The organism is Maledivibacter sp., assembly GCA_025210375.1.
Taxonomy (GTDB): domain Bacteria; phylum Bacillota; class Clostridia; order Peptostreptococcales; family Caminicellaceae; genus JAOASB01.
In genome coordinates this window covers 114,723-133,949 of record JAOASB010000022.1, presented here as the reverse complement: position 1 = coordinate 133,949, position 19,227 = coordinate 114,723, and the positions used below count along the sequence as shown (strand labels likewise).

The window sequence follows — 19,227 nt, the reverse complement described above, 5'->3', positions numbered from 1 at the left end:
CACCTCTTATTCACTTTGAGACATTTTAAGCCTAATCAAATAGTCATTCAAGAACTGTATATTTGATTGCAATTGTTGCAAGGTATACGTTCCAGTTGGGTCTCCACCCATGATTATGGCGTTCATAAGTTCTCCTTCTTTTTTCTTTATAATTTGTTCTAGTTTTTCAATAGTAAGCATTTTTACCTCCTTAAATCAATAATGTTATAAATAATGTTATACAAGTACATCTTCGTTAGGCTTATTTATTTCAGTATAGCAAATCGCAAAATTTTTAACTTCTTTAAATTCTGCCGTATTACTTAAACCTTCTTCGAAAGTTATAACGTCACCTTTTGCAACAGGAAACTCAATTTCATACGTCCCAAAACTGCTGCCACTTATACTTTGTGACCGCTGAATAATCTCGATACCATTTACTTTAACTATAAATTTTTGATACCCTGTACTATAACCTAAGCCTTCAAATTTCAGCTTGTAACTACCAGTCATAAATGTTTTAATTGAGACTTTAAACAATTCAATATTGTTTATTGGAGTTGTCCCTACAACCACCTTTTGCACTTCATCACTTGCCTTGCAGAATAAATCAACACCGTTATCAATCATAGTTGTCATTTTGCCAACAAGTGCCCCTAGTTTAATACTTTGTTCGGCTAGTTGTTGTCCTAAAAACAATGTATTTATAGCCATCTATACGACACCCCCAATGACTCTTTTGTCTCCTGCGTAGTAGTCAACCTCTATATCTACGCTTAGCCTACTTGCTATTTCTCCTGTATTTTGGACTATTACAGCTATGTTATCGTCATTATAAACTGGAAATACTACATCAAATGGCATAGGTGGGTCATCATCACCAGTTATATAGTTATCAGTTCCCCTTGGATAAGTAATTAAGTCCACTAATTGTTGACCCTTCTTTTCTACACATGGTCTTATCCTCAATGAAAGTTGCTCCCCTAAATAAAACCTAATTATTATCTTTTCTACAGTTCCCGAAGCTTTGACTCTTTCTCTTATAATTTCTCTAACTCCCGGTTCTATCTTCTTCCTAAAAGATACTACTTCTTTTCTGTTCATTCTCTCACCTCATTCTAAAAAAGGTATAGCAATCGCTACACCTATTTAAGTAGTACCCTTGTTATGTCCATGAGGACTGTTGACTTAGCTTTGTCAACGGTCACTGACGAACCGTCGGGCTTAAAATTTACAGCATATTTCTTGTCCTCCGATAAAGCTATTCCTAAGTCATTAAAGGGTATTTGCTTTGTACGGTCGGATGATGATTGGTTTAGGGCTTCTGTCCTAGCTTCAAACAGAATACTTGGATTAAGGGGCATATCCTGTGGACTCAATGCCACCAGTCTAATAGTACCGCTTAAAGTAGTACCCGCCGAGTTTTTGAGTTCTATGTGGATGCGACCCTCTGCTCCCGCTTGGTCGCCTTGTAGATACCCAAGTTTGACAAGTTCCCCTGCCACTATCTTGTATTCTCCTATCTTTGTATATTGCCCTGCATTACAGGGCGTTGAGGTAAATAATAAATCCTCTTTTGTAAATGCACTTCTATATCCCTTCAAATTTCTACACCTCCCTATAAAATAGTATCGCTTCCAGTAATTCTTGGCTGATTAAACACTGGTTCTATATTTTCCTTCATTCCGGAAGGCAAATGCTTATTGCCCTCTTGATAGACCCTTTGCCCCCATCCAAAGGCAAATAACATCACCGCAGAACCTAGAATCATCTTTAACCAGTCGTCGACTTTAAAAATATTCCCCTTCTGACCTACTGGCGTAATAAATTCCCCGAATTTCACTAATAAAACCCCCTTCCTTTACTTTGTTGTTTACGGTGGTAGTTTATCACGTTTATTTGCAGAAAATCAAATCTCCAAATAAATACAAATAAATTTACCAGCCAAATGAGGGGATAGTATCTCGAATTGGCACTTCGACAAATGAATATTTTTTCCATATCTTTTTCTTAGTTTCCTCTATGGCAAAGAATAGGTCATCGAACATAAAAAGACCTACGTCAGCAAAGGCCATACGAACTTTTCTATTGTATATATCCTTCATACAAGTAAACACGCTATTCACAGCGTTTCTAATGCTTTGCTTAACCTTCTTATTCTCTACCTCATAATAATTAAGCTCAACTTTACCAATATACTCGTTTTCATATTCTCCATTATAAGAATGAAAGTCCTTAAGCATTGCAACAAGGGAAGTATACAATTCTTCATCAATCAGTAGCTTATACACCTCTGGGCGGTTTAGCCCCCTGGAGCATGAGTATCTCTTACTATTAAGCATTTCCTTCTCCTTGTATAGGTCGTAATTATCCTCACCCTTTGAATTTTCCTTGCTTATGTACTTTGCAACATAGATTGCAAAGTCCTCAATATCACCTTTTTTGGATACACTTTCAACCCATGCCCAACCATTGCCCCATATAGCTTGAAGCTTCTTTTGTTCCACATATGGCATGTTGAAATAGAGAACATGAAAATGCACTGCACCCCTCTTCTGAAATTCCGGAATACATATGTATTTTAGGACATTTTTATGTACCCCATAAAGGCTATATGACAGCCTTTTATTAAACTTTGTAAACTCCTTGTTTGCTTCCTCTAAGTCGGTTACATTTTCAGCAAAAGTAAGCGTCCAAAACTTTGGACGCTGTATGTTGCCGTAAAAATCAGGAATCACGTTCACATTGCAAGCAATAATGTCAAAGACATTTTTCCTAGCACGGACTATTGATTTTATGAAATTTTCCCGAGAGCGCTCACTCTCCCCCTTTGTGGCTTGTATGGGAGGGTTTTTAACTTGATAATTAAAGAACTTAGGTTTCTGAGTAAATCGTTTCAAAGATACATTTTTACCCGCTATTTTCACTTCTAAGTTATACGACATATGATCAAGCATATGAAACCCTCCCCTTTGAAATAATTTCCAAAAATTACCAATACCGTCGCATTAAGTGTGACGTTACTCAAGTGAAGTCATTCCCGCCGAACTTTGACGGCGGGGCATATTTTTATATCCTTCAAAATTTTATCTGAGACCCTTTAACAACAACTACGAATAGCCAAAAAAGCTTTATGAAGGTTTTCCACTGCGTTTAAGCGAAATTTCTTTTGACTAACAGTTACTGCTTCTTCTTCACCTAACACAATATCACACCAATACAAAAACCACTTTTCAAGGTTTTCATGAGACCTGATATCTTCACTTATCATGTATTCAGCAACAAAAAATTCAATACTATTATGCGGAGCATTCCACTTTATTACCTGCATCTTCTTTAAACTCATTTAGAACCCTCCAATTTCTCTATTTTTTTAGATAAATACTTTTTCATAAACCTTTTTTCAAATGTCAAAATCAAACCACAATCCATACATACAAGCAACTCTTTATCCCCAAACAAGCCCAACTGTTCCACACTCTTATACTTAGCACCACCACATACAGGACAACACAGCTTCCTAGACAACTCTCCTCACCCTCTCCATGTAATCCATTTGCACCATATTAAACAGCTTTATAACCATTTGCTCTAGCTCCTGTATTCTCTCATCTTGTTTCTGTACAATATCCTCTAATTCCTTAACCTTAACAGCAGGATTCCCAACTTCCCTAATACTTGGGAGAGGTTGACCGTTTCTCTCTTTCATCTTCCTAAGTAGTTCTTGATTTACTCCCACTTACAATGCCTCCTTATATGGCCCATTTATACTAGCTCCATCAAATTCCACGTATGAATATTCCCCCCCCTGCTCTATAAGGTCTTTAACTCTATCGTATTTAATCCCTTTCCTAGTAAAATACTCCTTCTCCAGTCCAGTCTTAAATATATAATGCTTATCTGCTTGCGTAACTATTGTTAAAGGCACGTTAGCAGGTCTTTGACTTATAAACACCGCATGTATACCGAAGGTTAACCCCCTATTAGCCACTTTCTTCAGTGCCTTTTTCCCTTGCTTGTAATCATTTTGTATGTGAACTTCATCTATGGCAAATATAATAGGGTCTTGCTTTGTGAACCCTGCTCGAAATAAGTTATCAACAAGATAGTACAGTTCCCAAGACGCTTCTTCATCATCTAGCGACGCCCTATAGTCAACACGTAGCCCCATCTTTAAAGCCCTTATAATCTGACTTGGTTTATGGTCTATATTAGCAAGGACAAAGCCCTCTACCTTCTCATGTTGTGGGTTGAAGAATAGAACTGGTTGCCTTGTTTGCTTTAGCTTTTCAACTGTAAAAGCAGTTTTGCCATTTTGAGTCATACCGCACACAAAAGTATGATGTCCCTTGAAGACCTCTTTTTCCCCTATAGGCTTAACCATTATTACCCCTTCTTTCCTTTGCAAATTCAGCTATACCAAAGCCTATATCAATCACCGCTAGCCTTAAATTGCCAAGTATTCCAGTTAAGCCCCGCAGTATTCTACCGACTGCAACGGAATTATTAAAGTTAAGGGGATGCCCTAAATATTCTTCAATTTCACCTTCCCCAGTTTCAGCCTTTAAAAATCCAAAGTTCCACGAACTCCCATTTTCCTCTGCTACTGGCATTCCCTGTAAAGCTTCATCAATTGGAGCATCACCTCCCTGCTCCTCTCTAATTATTTCGCTCATTGTTTTATCCATCTACAAACCTCCTATTTTAAAATTTGTTCAAGTTTCGACTTGCCGGCAATGTCGGAAATCATGGTATACCCCGCATCAACAGCCTTTTGCTCCTGCGGGTCGGAGGGATTTAAAAACCTCCACTTAGTATCACATCCCCCTTCTTTCTCTTTACTAGAATTATCCTGTTTTTTTATACCATGAGTTTTATATAAATGCAATGCCAATGCCCCTGCAGCACCACTACCCTCTGTCTCAAATTCCTTTCCACATATTTGGCACTTGGTTTTATGTATTTTAGCCATCTACTCTCCCCTTTCCATAGCTCCTAAAAGTGCATCAAACTTCATTTTTACAAACATATAATTAATCTTTCTAATTCCAAGATACTCAATTTCCAAGTCTCTTTTCCTTGACCCCTCAAGACTACCTGTGATGTCAAATCCTAAATCTACCTGTGAAAGCATTAAACCCAATTCCCTAATTTCCTCATCTAATAATTCACCTTCAAGCTTCTTGACATATTCTATTGCTACTTCGAACATATCACTAACCACTTTTACTTCGTCTTTTCTAAGCTCGATTGAAATTTTTTCGATATGTCATCTACCCCCTTACTTATTTGTCTTTGTATAAACTTTATTAGTAATCCAATAAATAAAAATCTGCTTAACCATTTCAATATTAGATACACAATTATTAGCACAATTCCCTTTAATACCATATCTAACCCCCTTTTTTTGACAAAAAAAATCCCCCAGACTTGAAATATTATCATTTCAAATCTGGAGAATTTCGGCAAAACAAAAAGAAGCCTTAGATACCCTGCTTCTAACTATTCCCGGAATATACATTTAAAATATAGTTAAAGAACTTAAAAAATATATATTTTACATACCTCTATCGAATTTCTTATTATATATAATAGGCATTTTCTCTACTACTTATATAATATAAATTTTATATAAGTATAATTCATTTATTTGTTTCATAATTATAAATACACAGTTATAGGTATTATGATCTATGCAACAAGTAAAATGTATATACTATTAATCAATATTTTCTAAAATATATTTAATTAATCGTTTTGAACATCTATATACAAATCGTATAATTGATAATAATTATCTTTTATAAAACTATTGTCTTTCTTCTTAATTTCACTTTAAATTGACATTTTTTTAGTCCATCTATAAGGAGATTGAAATAAATTGTAGTATTATTACTATTGCCGAGGCAATTGAAGAATATTTATTTGAGGAATCAAGTATATTTATCCCCTATTCTTATCAATAAAAACACAAGATTTTTTAATTTTATATCTTTCTTACAAATATACCAAGAGTATTTGAATTAGAATTAAGAACCTCCCCTTTTAAATTCTTATATAACATTGGATTTCTCTAAGTTGAAATTTAAAAGACAGTTCAACTTTATTGAAAAGTTACAACTGTCCTATAAACATATTTAACATTGTTAATTTTGTATATGATTAGATAAAAATTTATACTCCATCCAGTTTACATCTATCCAGTCTTTATCTTCATCTTTACCATTATAGTATACATATTCTTCATAGATATTATTTTTATCTTGAAATTGTAGTACTATCCCAAGATATTGAAAATTAGTATTATACTTGGCGATGGCTTCTTTTTCTAAGGCAGGTGCTAGATTATATTCTATTGCCTCTTTCATTTTTTTCATATATCTATCGCTAGACCTTTGATTACCCTTTATCTTTACTATTATAACCCCATCATGCTTAAAGGTTTTTCTAATATTGATAGTTTTCCCTAAACTCTTATTATTCTTGATGAAAGCTTCTGCAGATTCTGTTTTTAGGGCTTCGAAATCATGGTCTTTATAAATGTTCTCCCAATATTCGCAGGATGCTAGCTTCAAATTTTTAAATGTGTAATCATATCTAAATGCTTTAACATCGTCAATATATACTCGTAAACTTAGTTTTTCGTAGGGTTCATCCTTAGATTCTAAAATGCTATTCTTGCCCATAATTAATTGAGATTCATAGGGGAACTCTGCTATTGAAGATGGGTGCATACTGATAAATAACCGAGAAAAATACGACATGAAGCTATCTATTTCTACACCAGTTACTGAGCTATTGAAATTAATCACAAAATTATATTGACCCGGAGAATAGTAAAATATGTGACTATTTATATTCTTTAAATCAAGTTCTTCTTTGAAAATAGACTGAGCTAATTCAGTATCTCCGATAATATTAGTATATTGAAGTTTATCTTCTCTAAAATGTGAATCTATTTCGCTTGTGGTGTTCTTAAGATTATCTGTATCTTTGAAACAACTACATAACGATACACTAAGAAGAAATATGATTATGGCAATACCATGTTTGGTTTTCATATATAAAACCTCCCCCTTATACATATGATCCGGAGCTAATTTTCCTCGAAAAAGTAATACTTAAATTTTCCATTTGAATCGGTATAGGAGCATAAACCTCCTAAATTATTAATTTTGTAGCTTTTGAGGATGCCCTTCTCAAATACAGTTTGAATATTTTTATCATTTCTTATGTCCTTTATATTTGTTATATTCCCTGTATATATATTTACTAAATAGATTTCTATATCATTATCATTGTTAAAAATTGTATGATAAGCTCTAGGCATTAAATCTATATGAAGTCTATCTTTTTCTGTATTTATATCGTCAATGAAGGATTCCCTTAGATTTTCAATAAGGGCTGATATAGAATCTTGATGAAAATAATGCTCTGCATACAATCCCTTGCGTTGGTTCCTAGTGTTTCTTACATTGAATATTGAAAATATATATTCTTTTATTGAAAAATCTTTACCATCATCTAAGGATTCATTTTTGACTATGAGTGTATCATTTATACCATATAGATGGACATTAGTTTTTTCACGTCCAAAGCCTCTATCTTCAAAAAAGGAAAAATTTAAGCTAACTACATTTTTTTTATCCGTTACGGTCATAGAAAAGTCTTCAAAAAATAAATCTGAATTTGATGGATCGTCGCCGGTGACTTTTTCCAATACATTGTACAGGTCAAAGCTTTGTATATTCATTTTACCTATACTGACCATGTTCTTTTGATTGTCTTCAGATGGTTTTAAAAAAAATAGAAATGATAATGTAGCTATTAATAGGATTGATATGGCTATAATTATTTTTTTCATTGCGTTTACCAACTTTCTTATAAAATAGTTTGAAAATTACAGTGATTTATTCAAAAAAGAGTACTTTTTACTATAGCAAAGTATTCCCTTACATGATGATTTGGGATTATATACAAGGGTGTCTTTGAAGGTAAGCCCGCAGCTATAAACCCAAATTTCTTTGCAATATACTTTGCTCTAAACAAGTGAAAATCGTTACTTGATATGGCCACTTTGATATTGTCACGGGAATCTATTATCTCAATAGCCTCTTTAGCATATTTTATATTTTCATATGTACTTGTAGATTGTTCCTCTTTAATAAGCTTGTTTTTATTGATTCCATGGTCAATTAAATATTTTTCCATTACATAAGCTTCAGAAAACTTTTTACCCCTTCCTATCCCACCACATAATATCACTTTTTTTACCTCTGTATCCTTTTTTATGAAGCTGATGGCTTTATCAAGTCTATATCTTAGCTCAAGGGACGGCCTATCATTAATAATTCCAGCTCCAAGTACTACTACATAGTCAACATCCTCTGTATCGTTTATGTAAGCACCAGTTAAAATAAGGCTCTCCATTATAATGCAGCATAAAAAGCAAAAAACTATACCACCACTTATTAACCTTCCAAATAAACTTTTTTTATAGGAACTATTATAGATTCTAAGAAATCCATGAATCAATAGGAATATTCCTGAAAACATTAATACCTTTAAACCGAAATAAAAGCCCCACCCAAGGGATAACCCCAAAAAGCAATATAGGATGTTAAGGATACCTATAATAATTAATGCTTTATTAAAATACTTTAAAGAAGTATTTCTACCCTTCTTTATATGAAATCTCATCTAATCTTCCTTTCTTTAAATACTTATCCAACTATTGCGCCATATGCTTGTGCTACCATGATACTCTGAGGTATATCAATGCGTACACCCTTGAGGTCTATGTTTACTAAATCAATTCCATCTATTTTAGAATTACGCAAATCGGCGCCTTTTATTTTGGCCTGCACTAAATTTGCATAGCTTAAATCCGCACCATAAAATTTAACATTCTCTAAATCACAACCATACAAATCTGCTCTTGTTAATTTAACATAGCTGAAATCGATACCTTTCAGATTATTTAGTCGCAAATTAGTATAGGACCAATTACCATAGGATACCTCTACTCCAATCATATTTGCTTCTTCAAAGGTTGAACCTGTCATTTTACATTCTACGAATCGGGCACTGAATAGATCGGCATAGGAAAATCTACAATTGGTAAAGGCCGATGTGTTATGTATTGAGACATTAAATCGTACTCCCCTAAAATCACATTCAGTAAACTCGCATCTGTTAGTTATGGATTCTTCAAAGTGGGTGCTGTGAAAGGTACACCCAATAAATCTACAATTATTTATTTCCCTCATATCTAGATACATATTATCAAAATTACAGTTAGTGTATTCTTTGCCATTAACTATTTCCATATGATTTACCCCCTCTTTGTAGATAGCTTAAATTCTAATTCCTTGTTATCCCTTAGAGATATTATTTTTCCTTAAAACAATTGTATAAACAGAAGCCCAAAATACCACCTAGTATATTTAATATTATGTCATCTATATCTGTAGTACCAACCCCTAGAATATATTGGGTGATTTCGATAGTAAAAGATGAAAGAAAAATAAATATAGTGACTCTCTTGAAGCTATTGATTTTTTTGAATATTAATGGCAGTAATAACCCCATGGGTAAAAATGCAGCTATATTTCCAAGTAGGTTTATTATAATGCTTTTTATGCTATGGTTTGAATGAAGGTATTCTACCATTGTCTTAAAGGGGAAAAGGTTTATGTTCCTATGGAAATAATTACGACCATAGTAAGAACTAAATAATGTTAGGTAAAGTAAGTATAAAATATACATGGCAAAAAAGAATTTAGCAAAGATCCTATATCCATTACGATTCATTATTATTCCCCTTTTGTAAATTGATATTTACTAAAAAACTTAATAAAAAACGCTCCCCTGTAATCACCTGCAAATCAGTTTTTTAATTCTTCAATCCCAATAATACTTCCATTTTTATAATGGTAAATATATGCCTTTCTATCTTGCTGACCTATACTAACAAAAACTCTTTTTTCTTTTCCTGTAGAAGAAGTCAATCTTCTTAATTCCATTATATCATTTTCATTATAGCCTTTTTTCTCTAGTAAATAATTTTTAACAATGCATTCCTGTTTAGATATCCCATCAAATGGTTCATTAAAGCAATAAAACATTATTATTATTGCAATCACACCCAATAAGTTTGCAAATAATATTGATATTTGAGAATTATCATTCTTATTGAATCCTTGTCTTAAGTTCAAGATAAAGATAACTATTATGCAATTATGTGCCATAGGTAGTATTAAATGTCTATTTGCCTCTCTCACAACTAAGAAAATTAGTATATACATGGAAAAATGAAGAATTAGCTTTATTTTATTATCTTTAGGCATTCTTTTATCAATAATAAATATTAGGCCAATAATTATAGTAAATATCATATTTACGTATACGAAATCCCAAAATGAATCCGATGAATGATATGTTAGTAATAAGAAGGATAAAGCAATGGGGATATATATAAATGTAATCTCAAACTTTTTTTTATGAGTTTTAAAAAATTCCCTCTTGGAGTATCTCAAAATATTTCCTATTATAATAGCTAAGAATAATAGAGAAAGTACAACGATTAATACAGTATTTTCTTTCATTATATTACCTCCATATGATTCAATCCATGGTGCTATGCTAGTTTATGTTTTTAAGTTATTAATTAGTTGGCAAGAAATATACAGGTTCAAGACCATGCATTAACATAATCCTGAACCCTATAAAAGCGAAATAATACTTAAAATAAATTATTTACTTTAAAACATATGTAGCTAAAGCCTTCTGAACATCATATATACTCTTATCTTTTCTAAACTCTTTCTGAATTGGGGTTTGAGTGCCTGAAAGCCATATTTTCAGTTCAGCATCTAAATCGAAATGGCCTGCAGTTTCTACGCTAAAACGATTAATTTTACTATAAGGTACTGAAAGATATTCTACTTTTTTACCTGTAACACCTTGCTTATCTACTAGGATAAGGCGTTTATCAGTAAATACAATCAAATCTCTTATTATCACAAAGGCTCTTTCTAATTGTTCACCATCAGCAAGTATATGCTCAAATTCTTGTTCAACATCTTTAATATTTTTTTTCGATGCATTACCCATTAATCCACTTAATAATCCCATATATATTACCCTCCTATTTTATATGATTATTTCAAAGTATTATTTCACCGGGTCATGAATTTTTAATTTTCTCTTTAGTACAAATTTATACTATTAGTTTTTATATAATACTATTAAAATGAATATCCTTTACCTTTAATGCTGATCACTAAATTTAATGTCTAATAGCTTTTGATCATAAAAAACTCTTTCGGATATTATTTTCCAATCACCGGATTCTTTAATTAGTACTATTATTCGACGATCTTTTAATTCTGTAGTTTTATCCATATTTAATATTTTTGAATCAAATGATATTTTGCAATCTATAGTGATACTATTTTTTTCTTTGTCAAACTTAATATCCCTATAATCAATGTTTTTAAATTTTACTGTCATATTTTCATGTCTATATGGAACTATAGCTCTATTCAACATAAATGTCAAAAATGCTTTTTCAGTGAAATATTGTTTGTAGGATGATAGATATCCTTCTAGGTCTTCATCATATTTTTCAATGTCTATAGTGCTTGATTTTTTTCCTATTTCAAAAAAATTATCATCGCTATTTACATTATAAAGATCCATGGCATAGCTATTTACTACTTCCTGTGCAAGTTGTTCATCTGAAACTTTTTCGCAACCTAAAAAAATAAGTAAGGAAATGAGAAATGATAATATTAAACAAAAACATTTCTTCATGATCTATCTATTTACCTCCCTTCTATATACACTCATACCTGAAAACACTCAATATCTTCTATTATAATATAGAAATATTAATATATAATTACAAATTTACCATTAACAATAAAGTTTATCCTTAGAGATAAAAATTACTGATTCAAAAAAATCAAATCAGTAATTTTTATAAATTTTAATAATATTATCATTTATTATAATTGGGAGCCCTTTCTCTTGTCCATTCCGTTGGTCCTTCATTTGGAGGTGCAAATTTTCTCCAATATTTACCTGTTTTTCTGTCGAATATTATGATATTACTATCATTAACTGGGACCATCTGATACCTATATAATTCGGCTAAATTATTTATATGATCTTCATTATCTGGGCTAGATATATTCTGACTTAAATCCTCTATTGCTAATCTTATAGTAATTCCTAAAATTATAAATCCCAATAAAATTGCAGTAGCTAATATTATACAATTTCTTTTATTCACTTAAATACCCCTTTCAAAATATTTTAAGAACAGCCTTATTTATTTCATGATAATTATTACCGATGTCATTAATTAATAACATTATCAGTACTATCATTATTGATACTTTTTAATTTCTATTTGATGTATTCCTTAAACCTTTTTTGTTTAATCATAATTTATTGCTGCGGCTATTTCTCTCTTGAATTTTTCATCTTCTTTTAAATACCTTTGGGTGGTATTAGGCGAACTATGGTCTAGATTTTTTTGTACCTTGTAAATATTGCCGGTAATATCTATGGCTTTTGTTGCGAAGGTGGATCTTAATTTATGGGGAGATAGCTTGGGATTTCCGGATACCTTAACGGCATATTTTTTCACGATCCTCCTTATTTGTCTGATACATAATCTTTTATGTTCTCTTGTACTAATAAATAATGCATCTGTATCTCCTGTGGCTATGTTTTCCTTTGGTCTTTCTAATTCTATATAACTTTGTAAAGCATTTTTCGTATACTTAGAAAAGTACATGTTTCTTTTTTTGTTCCTCTTTCTGTATATCTCAAAGTAATCCTTTTCGAAATATAATGCAGAGAGGTTTAAATGGTAAAGTTCATGTATTCTTAAGCCATGATATACAAACATACTTAGTATCGCTATATCTCTATGTTTAGTTTTACTATGGGTTTCCATTTCTTTTTTAGTAAGCTCTATTGTATTATCATAAATATTTGTTTTACCACATTCAGCAAGCTCAAGCATTGCTCTAACTTCATCATCGGTTAAAGCTATGACGGGAGGAAGCTCGGGGGTAATAACCTTTCTTAGTTTTTCCGTTTCATTTCTTTCGATGTAATTATTTTTAAATAGCCATGTAAAAAAACCTCTAATACAGGAACCTTTAAAAAATATGGTTCTAATACTATTACTGTATAATACCTTTTCCCCCTTGCTATTTATTTCTGTATGGCTTCCCCATGAGTCAAGATATTGTTGAATATCATCGCATTCAATGTTATTGAGATCATGCTTATTAATACTTTGTATGTCGGGCTTATTAATAATTCTTTCTTTAATTAGCCACTCCAGAATCTTAATTATTTCCCTTGTGTATTTTAATGCTGTATTTATATTTACACTTCTTGCTGTTTCATTAATATAAAGGAAGTTCATATACCTAACTAAAATTGGCGGAGCAGAAGATTTTATTTCTTCAAGTTTCTCCCTTAAGATTTCCCTTTCTATTAAGATGTTAGTAGGAATATCACTTCGTATTTTATCAGATACTATTATTTTCGACATAAAAATTTCCCCCTTCAAAAAACGGCTTTATATTTTTAGTTTTAAGCGATTTTTTTCGACAACATAATACTATTGTTATCCTTTAGACTTCAACTTCTTTAAAATTGATATTGTGACCCATATTGACAAAATTAGCGATTCTAAAGATTTTGTCGATAAGATAAATTGTATTTTTCTACAAAAACATCTCCGAGTAGAGAATTGTCAAAATTCATCGCTTGTATATGTCGATTACATGTATTGTAGATGAAAAAATGTGTTAAATTATTAACGGTTTCTACATATATATAATCTATTTTCCTCTGCCGCAGGATTATGTATTATGATTTATTGTATAACAACACGTATAAAACGTTGAAATTACAAGACCTAAAGCTGAATACTAATAACCTTCCCCTATATACTATAATATCACAAACCTAGTCCTACAATCTACATTTACGGACTAGGTATTTTATTTTTTTATAAATCTATAAATTTGATACTTTTGTCTTCATTAATTTGAAGAATTTTTTATTGATAATTAGCAAAAAATACTTTAAACAGGTTTATTTAAACACTTAATTTATATAGTTTGCTTCTTAAATTTATTAGAAAAATATTGAGGTGGTAAAATGAAGTCCTATAAAAAATGGTTCTATTTAATTGCAACTTGCTGTATAATTACACTAGTTCTTATATATAATTATTCAAATATTGATAAACTCTTTTCATATGGAACGAATAAACTTGAAGATGAAAATATAAATAAAGAATATAAGGAGTGTAAAAATCGTTTAGATTCTTTAGAACCAAATGAACCAATAAATATAGATTCTTGGCCCATATATAATCTATCATTACCTTCAAATATTCAACCTGTATCTGAAGTTATAGAAAAAGGAAAAGAGATTCCTATACAATTTGCTTACAATGATGTGAATTGGAAAAGACCTGCATATAAAACTTATTGGCATTCTACTAAATTTGGTGGACGATGGAGTTATGTGCCTACGAGGGTTAACTATGCACTTCATCGTATATTTACTACAGTTCCAACAGCATCTATATATTATGATTTTGTACACAACTTAGGCGTTGCTGAAGAAAGTAAAAATTTTGATTTTGATTATACAAACATAAATCAAATTGTTTTGGTAGCTATGAATTCTAATGTAAAACAAATAATAACGTTAGGAAATCAAGTAATAGTAATTGTTGAACCTAGAAGAACAGGACTTCAAGCTTTAATCATACCTAAAAATATAATACAACCTTCTAATATAGATGAAGCAATTATTTTCCAGATGGTTACACCTGATGGATATGAAATAGATTACTCACTATTTAAATAGAAGAGAGTATATTCGCCTTAGATATTATGGTCTTTTAGGTAATAGAAACACAAAGACTAAATTGAAAGTCTGCAAGTAGCTTATTAACACGCCTATTTTATTAAAAGATAAGACCTCTCCTACTTGAATTAATCAACACTATTATTGGATAATAGGAAGTTGAATTTTATTACAAGTTAAGAGATGTGCGTAGCGAACGGGAGTATTTTATTATGTGAAGTTTGCCCCACGCCCTAAGAGGAATCCATGAGAAGGTTCTCATTTTTTACTTATGATTAAGAAGTAATTTTATTATATTTCTATAAAACCTATCTTTTTTAAATATTCATATGTCCCATCATAAAAATCTTTTTGCCTAGTGTAGTCTTTTTCATCACCTTCTGGAACAAATATAATCATTCCTTGTCTAGCCCTTGTAAGAAGAACTCTATACGTATTTTTCAAATATGTTTTCTGAATTATATTATTAATATTCTGCCAACTAGTTCCTCTAAATCTCTTATATTCCCAGGTGTTTTGAGTATATCTCAAATTTGCATCCCAAGCAACACAAGTCCAATCAAGTTCAAGTCCTTGAACATCAAATTCGGTGGCAACATCTTCAAGAAAAAATGAAGACCTTACATCTGTTTCATCATTTAGAAACCACATTTTAGCATCAATTTTATATTGGACATTTATACCGAACTTTTTTAATCTTTGTGCTCCTGAACTTGCAATAATGCCATATCTTTCACTACCTCTAGCTTTATTTCTAAGCCAATCTTTAGCTTTACAAATATGTCTAGTTATACATATTGGATAATTATCTCCGATTAATCCTTTTATTTCTTTTGTTTTTTTAATATCACAATCCAGTAAGTATTTAACTAAATCTGAAACATTTTCACTTCTGAAAGACCTTACGGATGTTGCTAAATGTAAATTATCACAAAAACGATAATTAAGCATACTTACATAATCTACAATATCTTTATTACCAACATATTCATTATCTTTAATTTTACTAGATAAGTATACATCCCAATCATTAAATTTCTTAAGAGCATTAAACCATTCCACAAGACCAGCTTCTCCAACATTAATCTCTTGTCCGCCACCAATTAGACATACAATTGTAGTCCAATCTTCATGTCTATCCATTACACTTATTAAAAATTCAGGTTCAGACATATCAAATTCTAATACGCCTTTTTTTCTTTGCATAAAATTGGAAGTCTTATGTTTATTCCACGCTCTCTGAGCCTCATCAAATATAGCTACTTTTTCAAGAAGGGCTTTTTCATTTCTTATAGCGTCATCTCGAAAATGATGAATATTTTGAATAAATAATTTTGATTTTCTAATAGCCTCTGTTTTATATATCTTAACATCAGAATTAGTTACTTCATCTCTTGCTAGGGCTTCTTGAAGAACATCAACTAAAGGACCATTGCCTGATAGAAACACTGCATGCTCTTCCTCGTTATACTTTTGTCTAGAACATGCAATATTTAATCCAGCTAATGTTTTACCCGCACCAGGGACTCCGGTAATAAAACAAATAGCCTTTCTGTTATGTGCTTTACTATAATCAATTATTTCATTTATGTTTTGTGTAGTAATGCTAAGATTAATTGCTCCTGAATCGGAACGAGAAATATCTTTGACACTATGTCCTCTATATAGCGCTTGAGCTGCTTCAACTATAGTAGGAGTTGGCTTATACCTTGATTTCTCCCACTCGTTAGGATCTATATTACTATCACAGAATTTTTGCGATATTTCATAAATCAAATTACTTAATTCTCTCGTATTACAACATGATGGACATATGAGTTTGTCTTGATAGCAGTCAATATTATTCTCATGGATTTCTCCATTTGTTGCAACTAAAATTGGAGCTATATATCTATCGTGACTACCTTCATGGAAATTTTTCAAATCTAATCCATAATCAAATACTTGGGCTATATTATGTTTAAAATATTGAGTTTCTCCAACTTTGAATTCTAGAATGAATATTATCCCTTTATATATATAAATATTGTCTACCCTTTTTCCCATTCTTGGAATAGTATATTCAAAGAGAATATGTCCATTATCAAACCGAGATAAAGATATTTTAAGTATCTTTATTTGCTCAACCCAAGCATTTTTTTGAGTATCTTCAAGAGAAAATTCATTATTTCTAGTGATATTTCCTAATATTGCATCATTTCTTTGATTAAGGAATGCTTCTAACGAATTAGAATAATATGACCTGTTTAACATTTTTACCTCCAGTATAATTGCAGTATTTTTTTCCGAAAATAATTCTAAGGCTTTTGTTAGATGATGTTGACTCATTCAGCTCCAAAGTATATTCCTAAATATTTTGTGCACTTAGTTATTTAATCAACTTATTATCGCCTTCAAAACGCAAAGGACATTCTTTGTGTTTTTGAATTTTTATATTGGTTTTTTGGTTAAATCGTGTGTACCAAATCTCCAGCTTTTTAGGTCCATGAATAGAATTAATTTTTCTTGAATTTTTACCTGATTTTAGACCTGAAATATATTGCTCTCTTTCTGGCAAAAGAGGAATAATATCTTCGGCATCTTTTCCATCAATCCAAGTATGTAAAGCATACACGCCGTCTTTACAAATGCCAAATTCCACAGGCTTGCACATGTTGATATCAAGCTCCGATACCTTCTCAAGCATAGAAAATAAGGTTTTTCTTGTTTCAAAACGTTCTATGGGAGTAATGCGAAGTAGATATCTTGTGCCGTCTTCTTTTGTAACACAGTACTTTTTATCTTCTGACCAACCTTTTTTGATTGGCACCATAGAAGTAAAGTTAAATTCAGTCATGTGACTAACCTCTCATTCTATAAATAATCTACATATCAATCTATCAACTATATTACTTATGTAGATTTTGTAAAAATCCTTTGACTATTTTTGTCGATATTTAAATTACTTTTGTAAAATCGTCATGTAGAACCCTATTACTCCAAAAATTCCACCTAAAAAAGCCCTAAATTTATTGTGAAATTTAAGGTTTTTTTTATATCTAGTTCAAAGTTTTTCTTGTAACTTAAAATAGTATCTATAGCATAGCTTTTAACACAGTTTAAAAGGCTGCTCTAAATATATTTATAATGTCTTGATTATTTCCTGTTCTTGGATTGCTAAATGCATTTCCATCCTTTAATGCCATTTCTGTCATATATTCAAAGTATTCTTCTTTGATTCCTTTTTCTGATAGTTTTGCCGGTATACCTATATCTTTGAAAAGGTTAAATAAAGATTCTATTGCTTTATCAGCTGCTGATAATCCAGTTATATTTTCTCCCATGAATTCTACTATATCTGCAAATTTCTGAGGATTTGAAATTAAATTGTATTTACAAAAATGTTGAAATATAAATAAAACAGTATTTCCCATAATTCAAAAATGGAAATACTGTTTTGTGTTTGTTGACTTCGTGTTATACTGATAATTTTTCTAGCATTTCATTACTCAATGTACGAAATACCTGGCAAAAATTTTGAAATCCATCCTGCCCGATAATATAGATATTGGGCATATAGTCCATTCTTGTTTTTGAATACATGATACGTTCCAATCCATTATCTATAGCAGTATGATTGCTTAAAGCCACATCTACTTTTTTACGCATTGCTTCACTGATAAAGTAATCCAATGACTTGAGATATTGTTTAACACCATTGTTTTCCCATGGTGGTGTAGTACCTCCCCACAATGCTGCCATATGTATTTCTCCATTTTCTTTTACAGGAAATATGTAACTTAATCCTCCTGGAGTATGGCCAGGCGTACCATAAACATATATTGTTTTATCACCTAATGTTATGGTATCGCCATCTTGAATATAAGTATCAATGTTGTAATCTTTCCATGTTTCCGGTCTATCAGGTTTTGCTGGATGTTCTTTCCAAAAAATATCATCTACTTTAGAAAGATATGTATTAACATGATATTTTTCAACAAACCATCTCCCGCATCCTGTATGATCAACATGGCCATGTGTTAAAACCAGTTTTTTTATTGTATCAGGATTCCATCCTACATCTTTAATGGCATCTATTATTGCCTCAAAAGCCTTTTTTGCCGGCCAAATAGCATCTATTACTACCAACCCATCACTTGTATTTAATACAAAACAATTTGTTTGTTTTTGTGCGATAATTAGCAAATCGTCAAAAATCTTAGCATGAGTAAAAAATGACATATCCTCCATTGCTTTGATTGTTTCTTTCGTAATGATTGGTTTATTTAATCTATTCATTTGATATACACTCCTCTGCACAATATTGACTTTATAGTTGTACAGAGGATAAGCGAT

The 19,227-nt window shown here is 31.3% G+C and carries 28 protein-coding genes; 1 reads left to right on the top strand and 27 read right to left on the bottom strand.

Going from position 1 to position 19,227, the window contains the following annotated elements; translation table 11 throughout:
• Positions 1-6: 6 nt before the first annotated feature.
• The 23 genes from N4A68_07550 to N4A68_07440 form a co-directional block, all read right to left on the bottom strand.
• A complete protein-coding gene (locus N4A68_07550) occupies positions 7-180 on the bottom strand; it encodes a hypothetical protein (GenBank protein MCT4564163.1) in 174 nt (57 codons plus the stop codon).
• A gap of 36 nt (positions 181-216) precedes the next feature.
• Entirely contained in the window at positions 217-693 is a 477-nt protein-coding gene (locus N4A68_07545; GenBank protein ID MCT4564162.1) for a hypothetical protein, read from the bottom strand.
• Positions 694-1,083 carry a hypothetical protein gene (locus N4A68_07540; protein ID MCT4564161.1) on the bottom strand — a complete coding sequence of 130 codons (390 nt, stop codon included), beginning with the start codon at positions 1,081-1,083 and terminating at the stop codon, positions 694-696.
• 41 nt (positions 1,084-1,124) lie between these two features.
• Positions 1,125-1,583, bottom strand: a complete 459-nt coding sequence (locus N4A68_07535; GenBank protein ID MCT4564160.1) for a hypothetical protein — start codon at positions 1,581-1,583, stop codon at positions 1,125-1,127.
• Between the two features lie 14 nt (positions 1,584-1,597).
• Positions 1,598-1,822, bottom strand: coding sequence for a hypothetical protein (locus tag N4A68_07530; protein MCT4564159.1), 225 nt, complete (start codon positions 1,820-1,822; stop codon positions 1,598-1,600).
• Between the two features lie 94 nt (positions 1,823-1,916).
• Positions 1,917-2,936, bottom strand: coding sequence for a hypothetical protein (locus N4A68_07525; GenBank protein ID MCT4564158.1), 1,020 nt, complete (start codon positions 2,934-2,936; stop codon positions 1,917-1,919).
• A 143-nt stretch (positions 2,937-3,079) separates the two neighbouring features.
• On the bottom strand, positions 3,080-3,325 hold the full coding sequence (locus N4A68_07520) for a hypothetical protein (protein ID MCT4564157.1): 246 nt from the start codon (positions 3,323-3,325) through the stop codon (positions 3,080-3,082).
• On the bottom strand, positions 3,322-3,507 hold the full coding sequence (locus tag N4A68_07515; protein ID MCT4564156.1) for a hypothetical protein: 186 nt from the start codon (positions 3,505-3,507) through the stop codon (positions 3,322-3,324). Before N4A68_07515 ends, N4A68_07520 begins: the two co-directional genes overlap by 4 nt.
• Positions 3,500-3,718 (bottom strand): hypothetical protein, encoded by a 219-nt coding sequence (locus N4A68_07510; protein MCT4564155.1) that lies wholly within the window; start codon positions 3,716-3,718, stop codon positions 3,500-3,502. Before N4A68_07510 ends, N4A68_07515 begins: the two co-directional genes overlap by 8 nt.
• The gene (locus tag N4A68_07505; GenBank protein ID MCT4564154.1) at positions 3,719-4,363 is read right to left on the bottom strand and encodes a type IV secretory system conjugative DNA transfer family protein; all 645 of its coding nucleotides are present in this window, start codon (positions 4,361-4,363) and stop codon (positions 3,719-3,721) included.
• Positions 4,356-4,667 (bottom strand): hypothetical protein, encoded by a 312-nt coding sequence (locus tag N4A68_07500; GenBank protein MCT4564153.1) that lies wholly within the window; start codon positions 4,665-4,667, stop codon positions 4,356-4,358. The genes N4A68_07505 and N4A68_07500 overlap by 8 nt, the downstream gene beginning before the upstream one ends.
• An 11-nt stretch (positions 4,668-4,678) precedes the next feature.
• Positions 4,679-4,951, bottom strand: coding sequence for a hypothetical protein (locus N4A68_07495; GenBank protein MCT4564152.1), 273 nt, complete (start codon positions 4,949-4,951; stop codon positions 4,679-4,681).
• Positions 4,952-5,191, bottom strand: coding sequence for a hypothetical protein (locus N4A68_07490; GenBank protein MCT4564151.1), 240 nt, complete (start codon positions 5,189-5,191; stop codon positions 4,952-4,954).
• Positions 5,192-5,205: 14 nt separating this feature from the next.
• Positions 5,206-5,370, bottom strand: a complete 165-nt coding sequence (locus N4A68_07485; GenBank protein ID MCT4564150.1) for a hypothetical protein — start codon at positions 5,368-5,370, stop codon at positions 5,206-5,208.
• Between the two features lie 755 nt (positions 5,371-6,125).
• Entirely contained in the window at positions 6,126-7,040 is a 915-nt protein-coding gene (locus N4A68_07480; GenBank protein ID MCT4564149.1) for a hypothetical protein, read from the bottom strand.
• A 35-nt stretch (positions 7,041-7,075) separates the two neighbouring features.
• Entirely contained in the window at positions 7,076-7,843 is a 768-nt protein-coding gene (locus N4A68_07475) for a hypothetical protein (GenBank protein MCT4564148.1), read from the bottom strand.
• 50 nt (positions 7,844-7,893) lie between these two features.
• Complete coding sequence (locus tag N4A68_07470; GenBank protein MCT4564147.1) at positions 7,894-8,679, bottom strand: YdcF family protein; 786 nt, start codon at positions 8,677-8,679, stop codon at positions 7,894-7,896.
• A 23-nt stretch (positions 8,680-8,702) separates the two neighbouring features.
• Positions 8,703-9,308, bottom strand: a complete 606-nt coding sequence (locus tag N4A68_07465; GenBank protein MCT4564146.1) for a pentapeptide repeat-containing protein — start codon at positions 9,306-9,308, stop codon at positions 8,703-8,705.
• 558 nt (positions 9,309-9,866) lie between these two features.
• Positions 9,867-10,586: a hypothetical protein gene (locus N4A68_07460; protein MCT4564145.1), complete on the bottom strand. Its 720-nt coding sequence runs from the start codon at positions 10,584-10,586 to the stop codon at positions 9,867-9,869.
• A gap of 151 nt (positions 10,587-10,737) precedes the next feature.
• Positions 10,738-11,115 (bottom strand): PH domain-containing protein, encoded by a 378-nt coding sequence (locus N4A68_07455; protein ID MCT4564144.1) that lies wholly within the window; start codon positions 11,113-11,115, stop codon positions 10,738-10,740.
• Between the two features lie 135 nt (positions 11,116-11,250).
• Positions 11,251-11,796 (bottom strand): hypothetical protein, encoded by a 546-nt coding sequence (locus N4A68_07450; protein ID MCT4564143.1) that lies wholly within the window; start codon positions 11,794-11,796, stop codon positions 11,251-11,253.
• Positions 11,797-11,983: 187 nt separating this feature from the next.
• Positions 11,984-12,277 carry a hypothetical protein gene (locus N4A68_07445; protein MCT4564142.1) on the bottom strand — a complete coding sequence of 98 codons (294 nt, stop codon included), beginning with the start codon at positions 12,275-12,277 and terminating at the stop codon, positions 11,984-11,986.
• Between the two features lie 147 nt (positions 12,278-12,424).
• Positions 12,425-13,558: a tyrosine-type recombinase/integrase gene (locus N4A68_07440; protein MCT4564141.1), complete on the bottom strand. Its 1,134-nt coding sequence runs from the start codon at positions 13,556-13,558 to the stop codon at positions 12,425-12,427.
• A 614-nt stretch (positions 13,559-14,172) separates the two neighbouring features.
• Here N4A68_07440 and N4A68_07435 point away from each other — a divergent pair.
• Complete coding sequence (locus N4A68_07435; GenBank protein ID MCT4564140.1) at positions 14,173-14,892, top strand: hypothetical protein; 720 nt, start codon at positions 14,173-14,175, stop codon at positions 14,890-14,892.
• A 291-nt stretch (positions 14,893-15,183) separates the two neighbouring features.
• Here N4A68_07435 and N4A68_07430 read toward each other — a convergent pair whose 3' ends face one another.
• The 4 genes from N4A68_07430 to N4A68_07415 all read right to left on the bottom strand — a co-directional run bounded on the left by N4A68_07430 (position 15,184) and on the right by N4A68_07415 (position 19,170).
• Positions 15,184-17,145, bottom strand: a complete 1,962-nt coding sequence (locus N4A68_07430) for a DUF2075 domain-containing protein (GenBank protein ID MCT4564139.1) — start codon at positions 17,143-17,145, stop codon at positions 15,184-15,186.
• Positions 17,146-17,260: 115 nt separating this feature from the next.
• A complete protein-coding gene (locus N4A68_07425; protein MCT4564138.1) occupies positions 17,261-17,728 on the bottom strand; it encodes a hypothetical protein in 468 nt (155 codons plus the stop codon).
• A 262-nt stretch (positions 17,729-17,990) separates the two neighbouring features.
• The gene (locus N4A68_07420; protein MCT4564137.1) at positions 17,991-18,308 is read right to left on the bottom strand and encodes an iron-containing alcohol dehydrogenase; all 318 of its coding nucleotides are present in this window, start codon (positions 18,306-18,308) and stop codon (positions 17,991-17,993) included.
• 40 nt (positions 18,309-18,348) lie between these two features.
• Entirely contained in the window at positions 18,349-19,170 is an 822-nt protein-coding gene (locus N4A68_07415; GenBank protein MCT4564136.1) for an MBL fold metallo-hydrolase, read from the bottom strand.
• Positions 19,171-19,227 lie beyond the last annotated feature (57 nt).

What these genes read in the sequence shown, in the direction of transcription:
- N4A68_07455 (MCT4564144.1), bottom strand. Translation starts at nt 11,115, where the DNA reads ATGGGATTATTAAGTGGATTAATGGGTAATGCATCGAAAAAAAATATT.
- N4A68_07465 (MCT4564146.1), bottom strand. Translation starts at nt 9,308, where the DNA reads ATGGAAATAGTTAATGGCAAAGAATACACTAACTGTAATTTTGATAAT.
- N4A68_07415 (MCT4564136.1), bottom strand. Translation starts at nt 19,170, where the DNA reads ATGAATAGATTAAATAAACCAATCATTACGAAAGAAACAATCAAAGCA.
- N4A68_07435 (MCT4564140.1), top strand. Translation starts at nt 14,173, where the DNA reads ATGAAGTCCTATAAAAAATGGTTCTATTTAATTGCAACTTGCTGTATA.
- N4A68_07440 (MCT4564141.1), bottom strand. Translation starts at nt 13,558, where the DNA reads ATGTCGAAAATAATAGTATCTGATAAAATACGAAGTGATATTCCTACT.
- N4A68_07500 (MCT4564153.1), bottom strand. Translation starts at nt 4,667, where the DNA reads ATGGATAAAACAATGAGCGAAATAATTAGAGAGGAGCAGGGAGGTGAT.
- N4A68_07495 (MCT4564152.1), bottom strand. Translation starts at nt 4,951, where the DNA reads ATGGCTAAAATACATAAAACCAAGTGCCAAATATGTGGAAAGGAATTT.
- N4A68_07490 (MCT4564151.1), bottom strand. Translation starts at nt 5,191, where the DNA reads ATGTTCGAAGTAGCAATAGAATATGTCAAGAAGCTTGAAGGTGAATTA.
- N4A68_07550 (MCT4564163.1), bottom strand. Translation starts at nt 180, where the DNA reads ATGCTTACTATTGAAAAACTAGAACAAATTATAAAGAAAAAAGAAGGA.
- N4A68_07520 (MCT4564157.1), bottom strand. Translation starts at nt 3,325, where the DNA reads ATGAGTTTAAAGAAGATGCAGGTAATAAAGTGGAATGCTCCGCATAAT.
- N4A68_07460 (MCT4564145.1), bottom strand. Translation starts at nt 10,586, where the DNA reads ATGAAAGAAAATACTGTATTAATCGTTGTACTTTCTCTATTATTCTTA.
- N4A68_07545 (MCT4564162.1), bottom strand. Translation starts at nt 693, where the DNA reads ATGGCTATAAATACATTGTTTTTAGGACAACAACTAGCCGAACAAAGT.
- N4A68_07430 (MCT4564139.1), bottom strand. Translation starts at nt 17,145, where the DNA reads ATGTTAAACAGGTCATATTATTCTAATTCGTTAGAAGCATTCCTTAAT.
- N4A68_07475 (MCT4564148.1), bottom strand. Translation starts at nt 7,843, where the DNA reads ATGAAAAAAATAATTATAGCCATATCAATCCTATTAATAGCTACATTA.
- N4A68_07480 (MCT4564149.1), bottom strand. Translation starts at nt 7,040, where the DNA reads ATGAAAACCAAACATGGTATTGCCATAATCATATTTCTTCTTAGTGTA.
- N4A68_07540 (MCT4564161.1), bottom strand. Translation starts at nt 1,083, where the DNA reads ATGAACAGAAAAGAAGTAGTATCTTTTAGGAAGAAGATAGAACCGGGA.
- N4A68_07470 (MCT4564147.1), bottom strand. Translation starts at nt 8,679, where the DNA reads ATGAGATTTCATATAAAGAAGGGTAGAAATACTTCTTTAAAGTATTTT.
- N4A68_07485 (MCT4564150.1), bottom strand. Translation starts at nt 5,370, where the DNA reads ATGGTATTAAAGGGAATTGTGCTAATAATTGTGTATCTAATATTGAAA.
- N4A68_07505 (MCT4564154.1), bottom strand. Translation starts at nt 4,363, where the DNA reads ATGGTTAAGCCTATAGGGGAAAAAGAGGTCTTCAAGGGACATCATACT.
- N4A68_07525 (MCT4564158.1), bottom strand. Translation starts at nt 2,936, where the DNA reads ATGCTTGATCATATGTCGTATAACTTAGAAGTGAAAATAGCGGGTAAA.
- N4A68_07450 (MCT4564143.1), bottom strand. Translation starts at nt 11,796, where the DNA reads ATGAAGAAATGTTTTTGTTTAATATTATCATTTCTCATTTCCTTACTT.
- N4A68_07425 (MCT4564138.1), bottom strand. Translation starts at nt 17,728, where the DNA reads ATGACTGAATTTAACTTTACTTCTATGGTGCCAATCAAAAAAGGTTGG.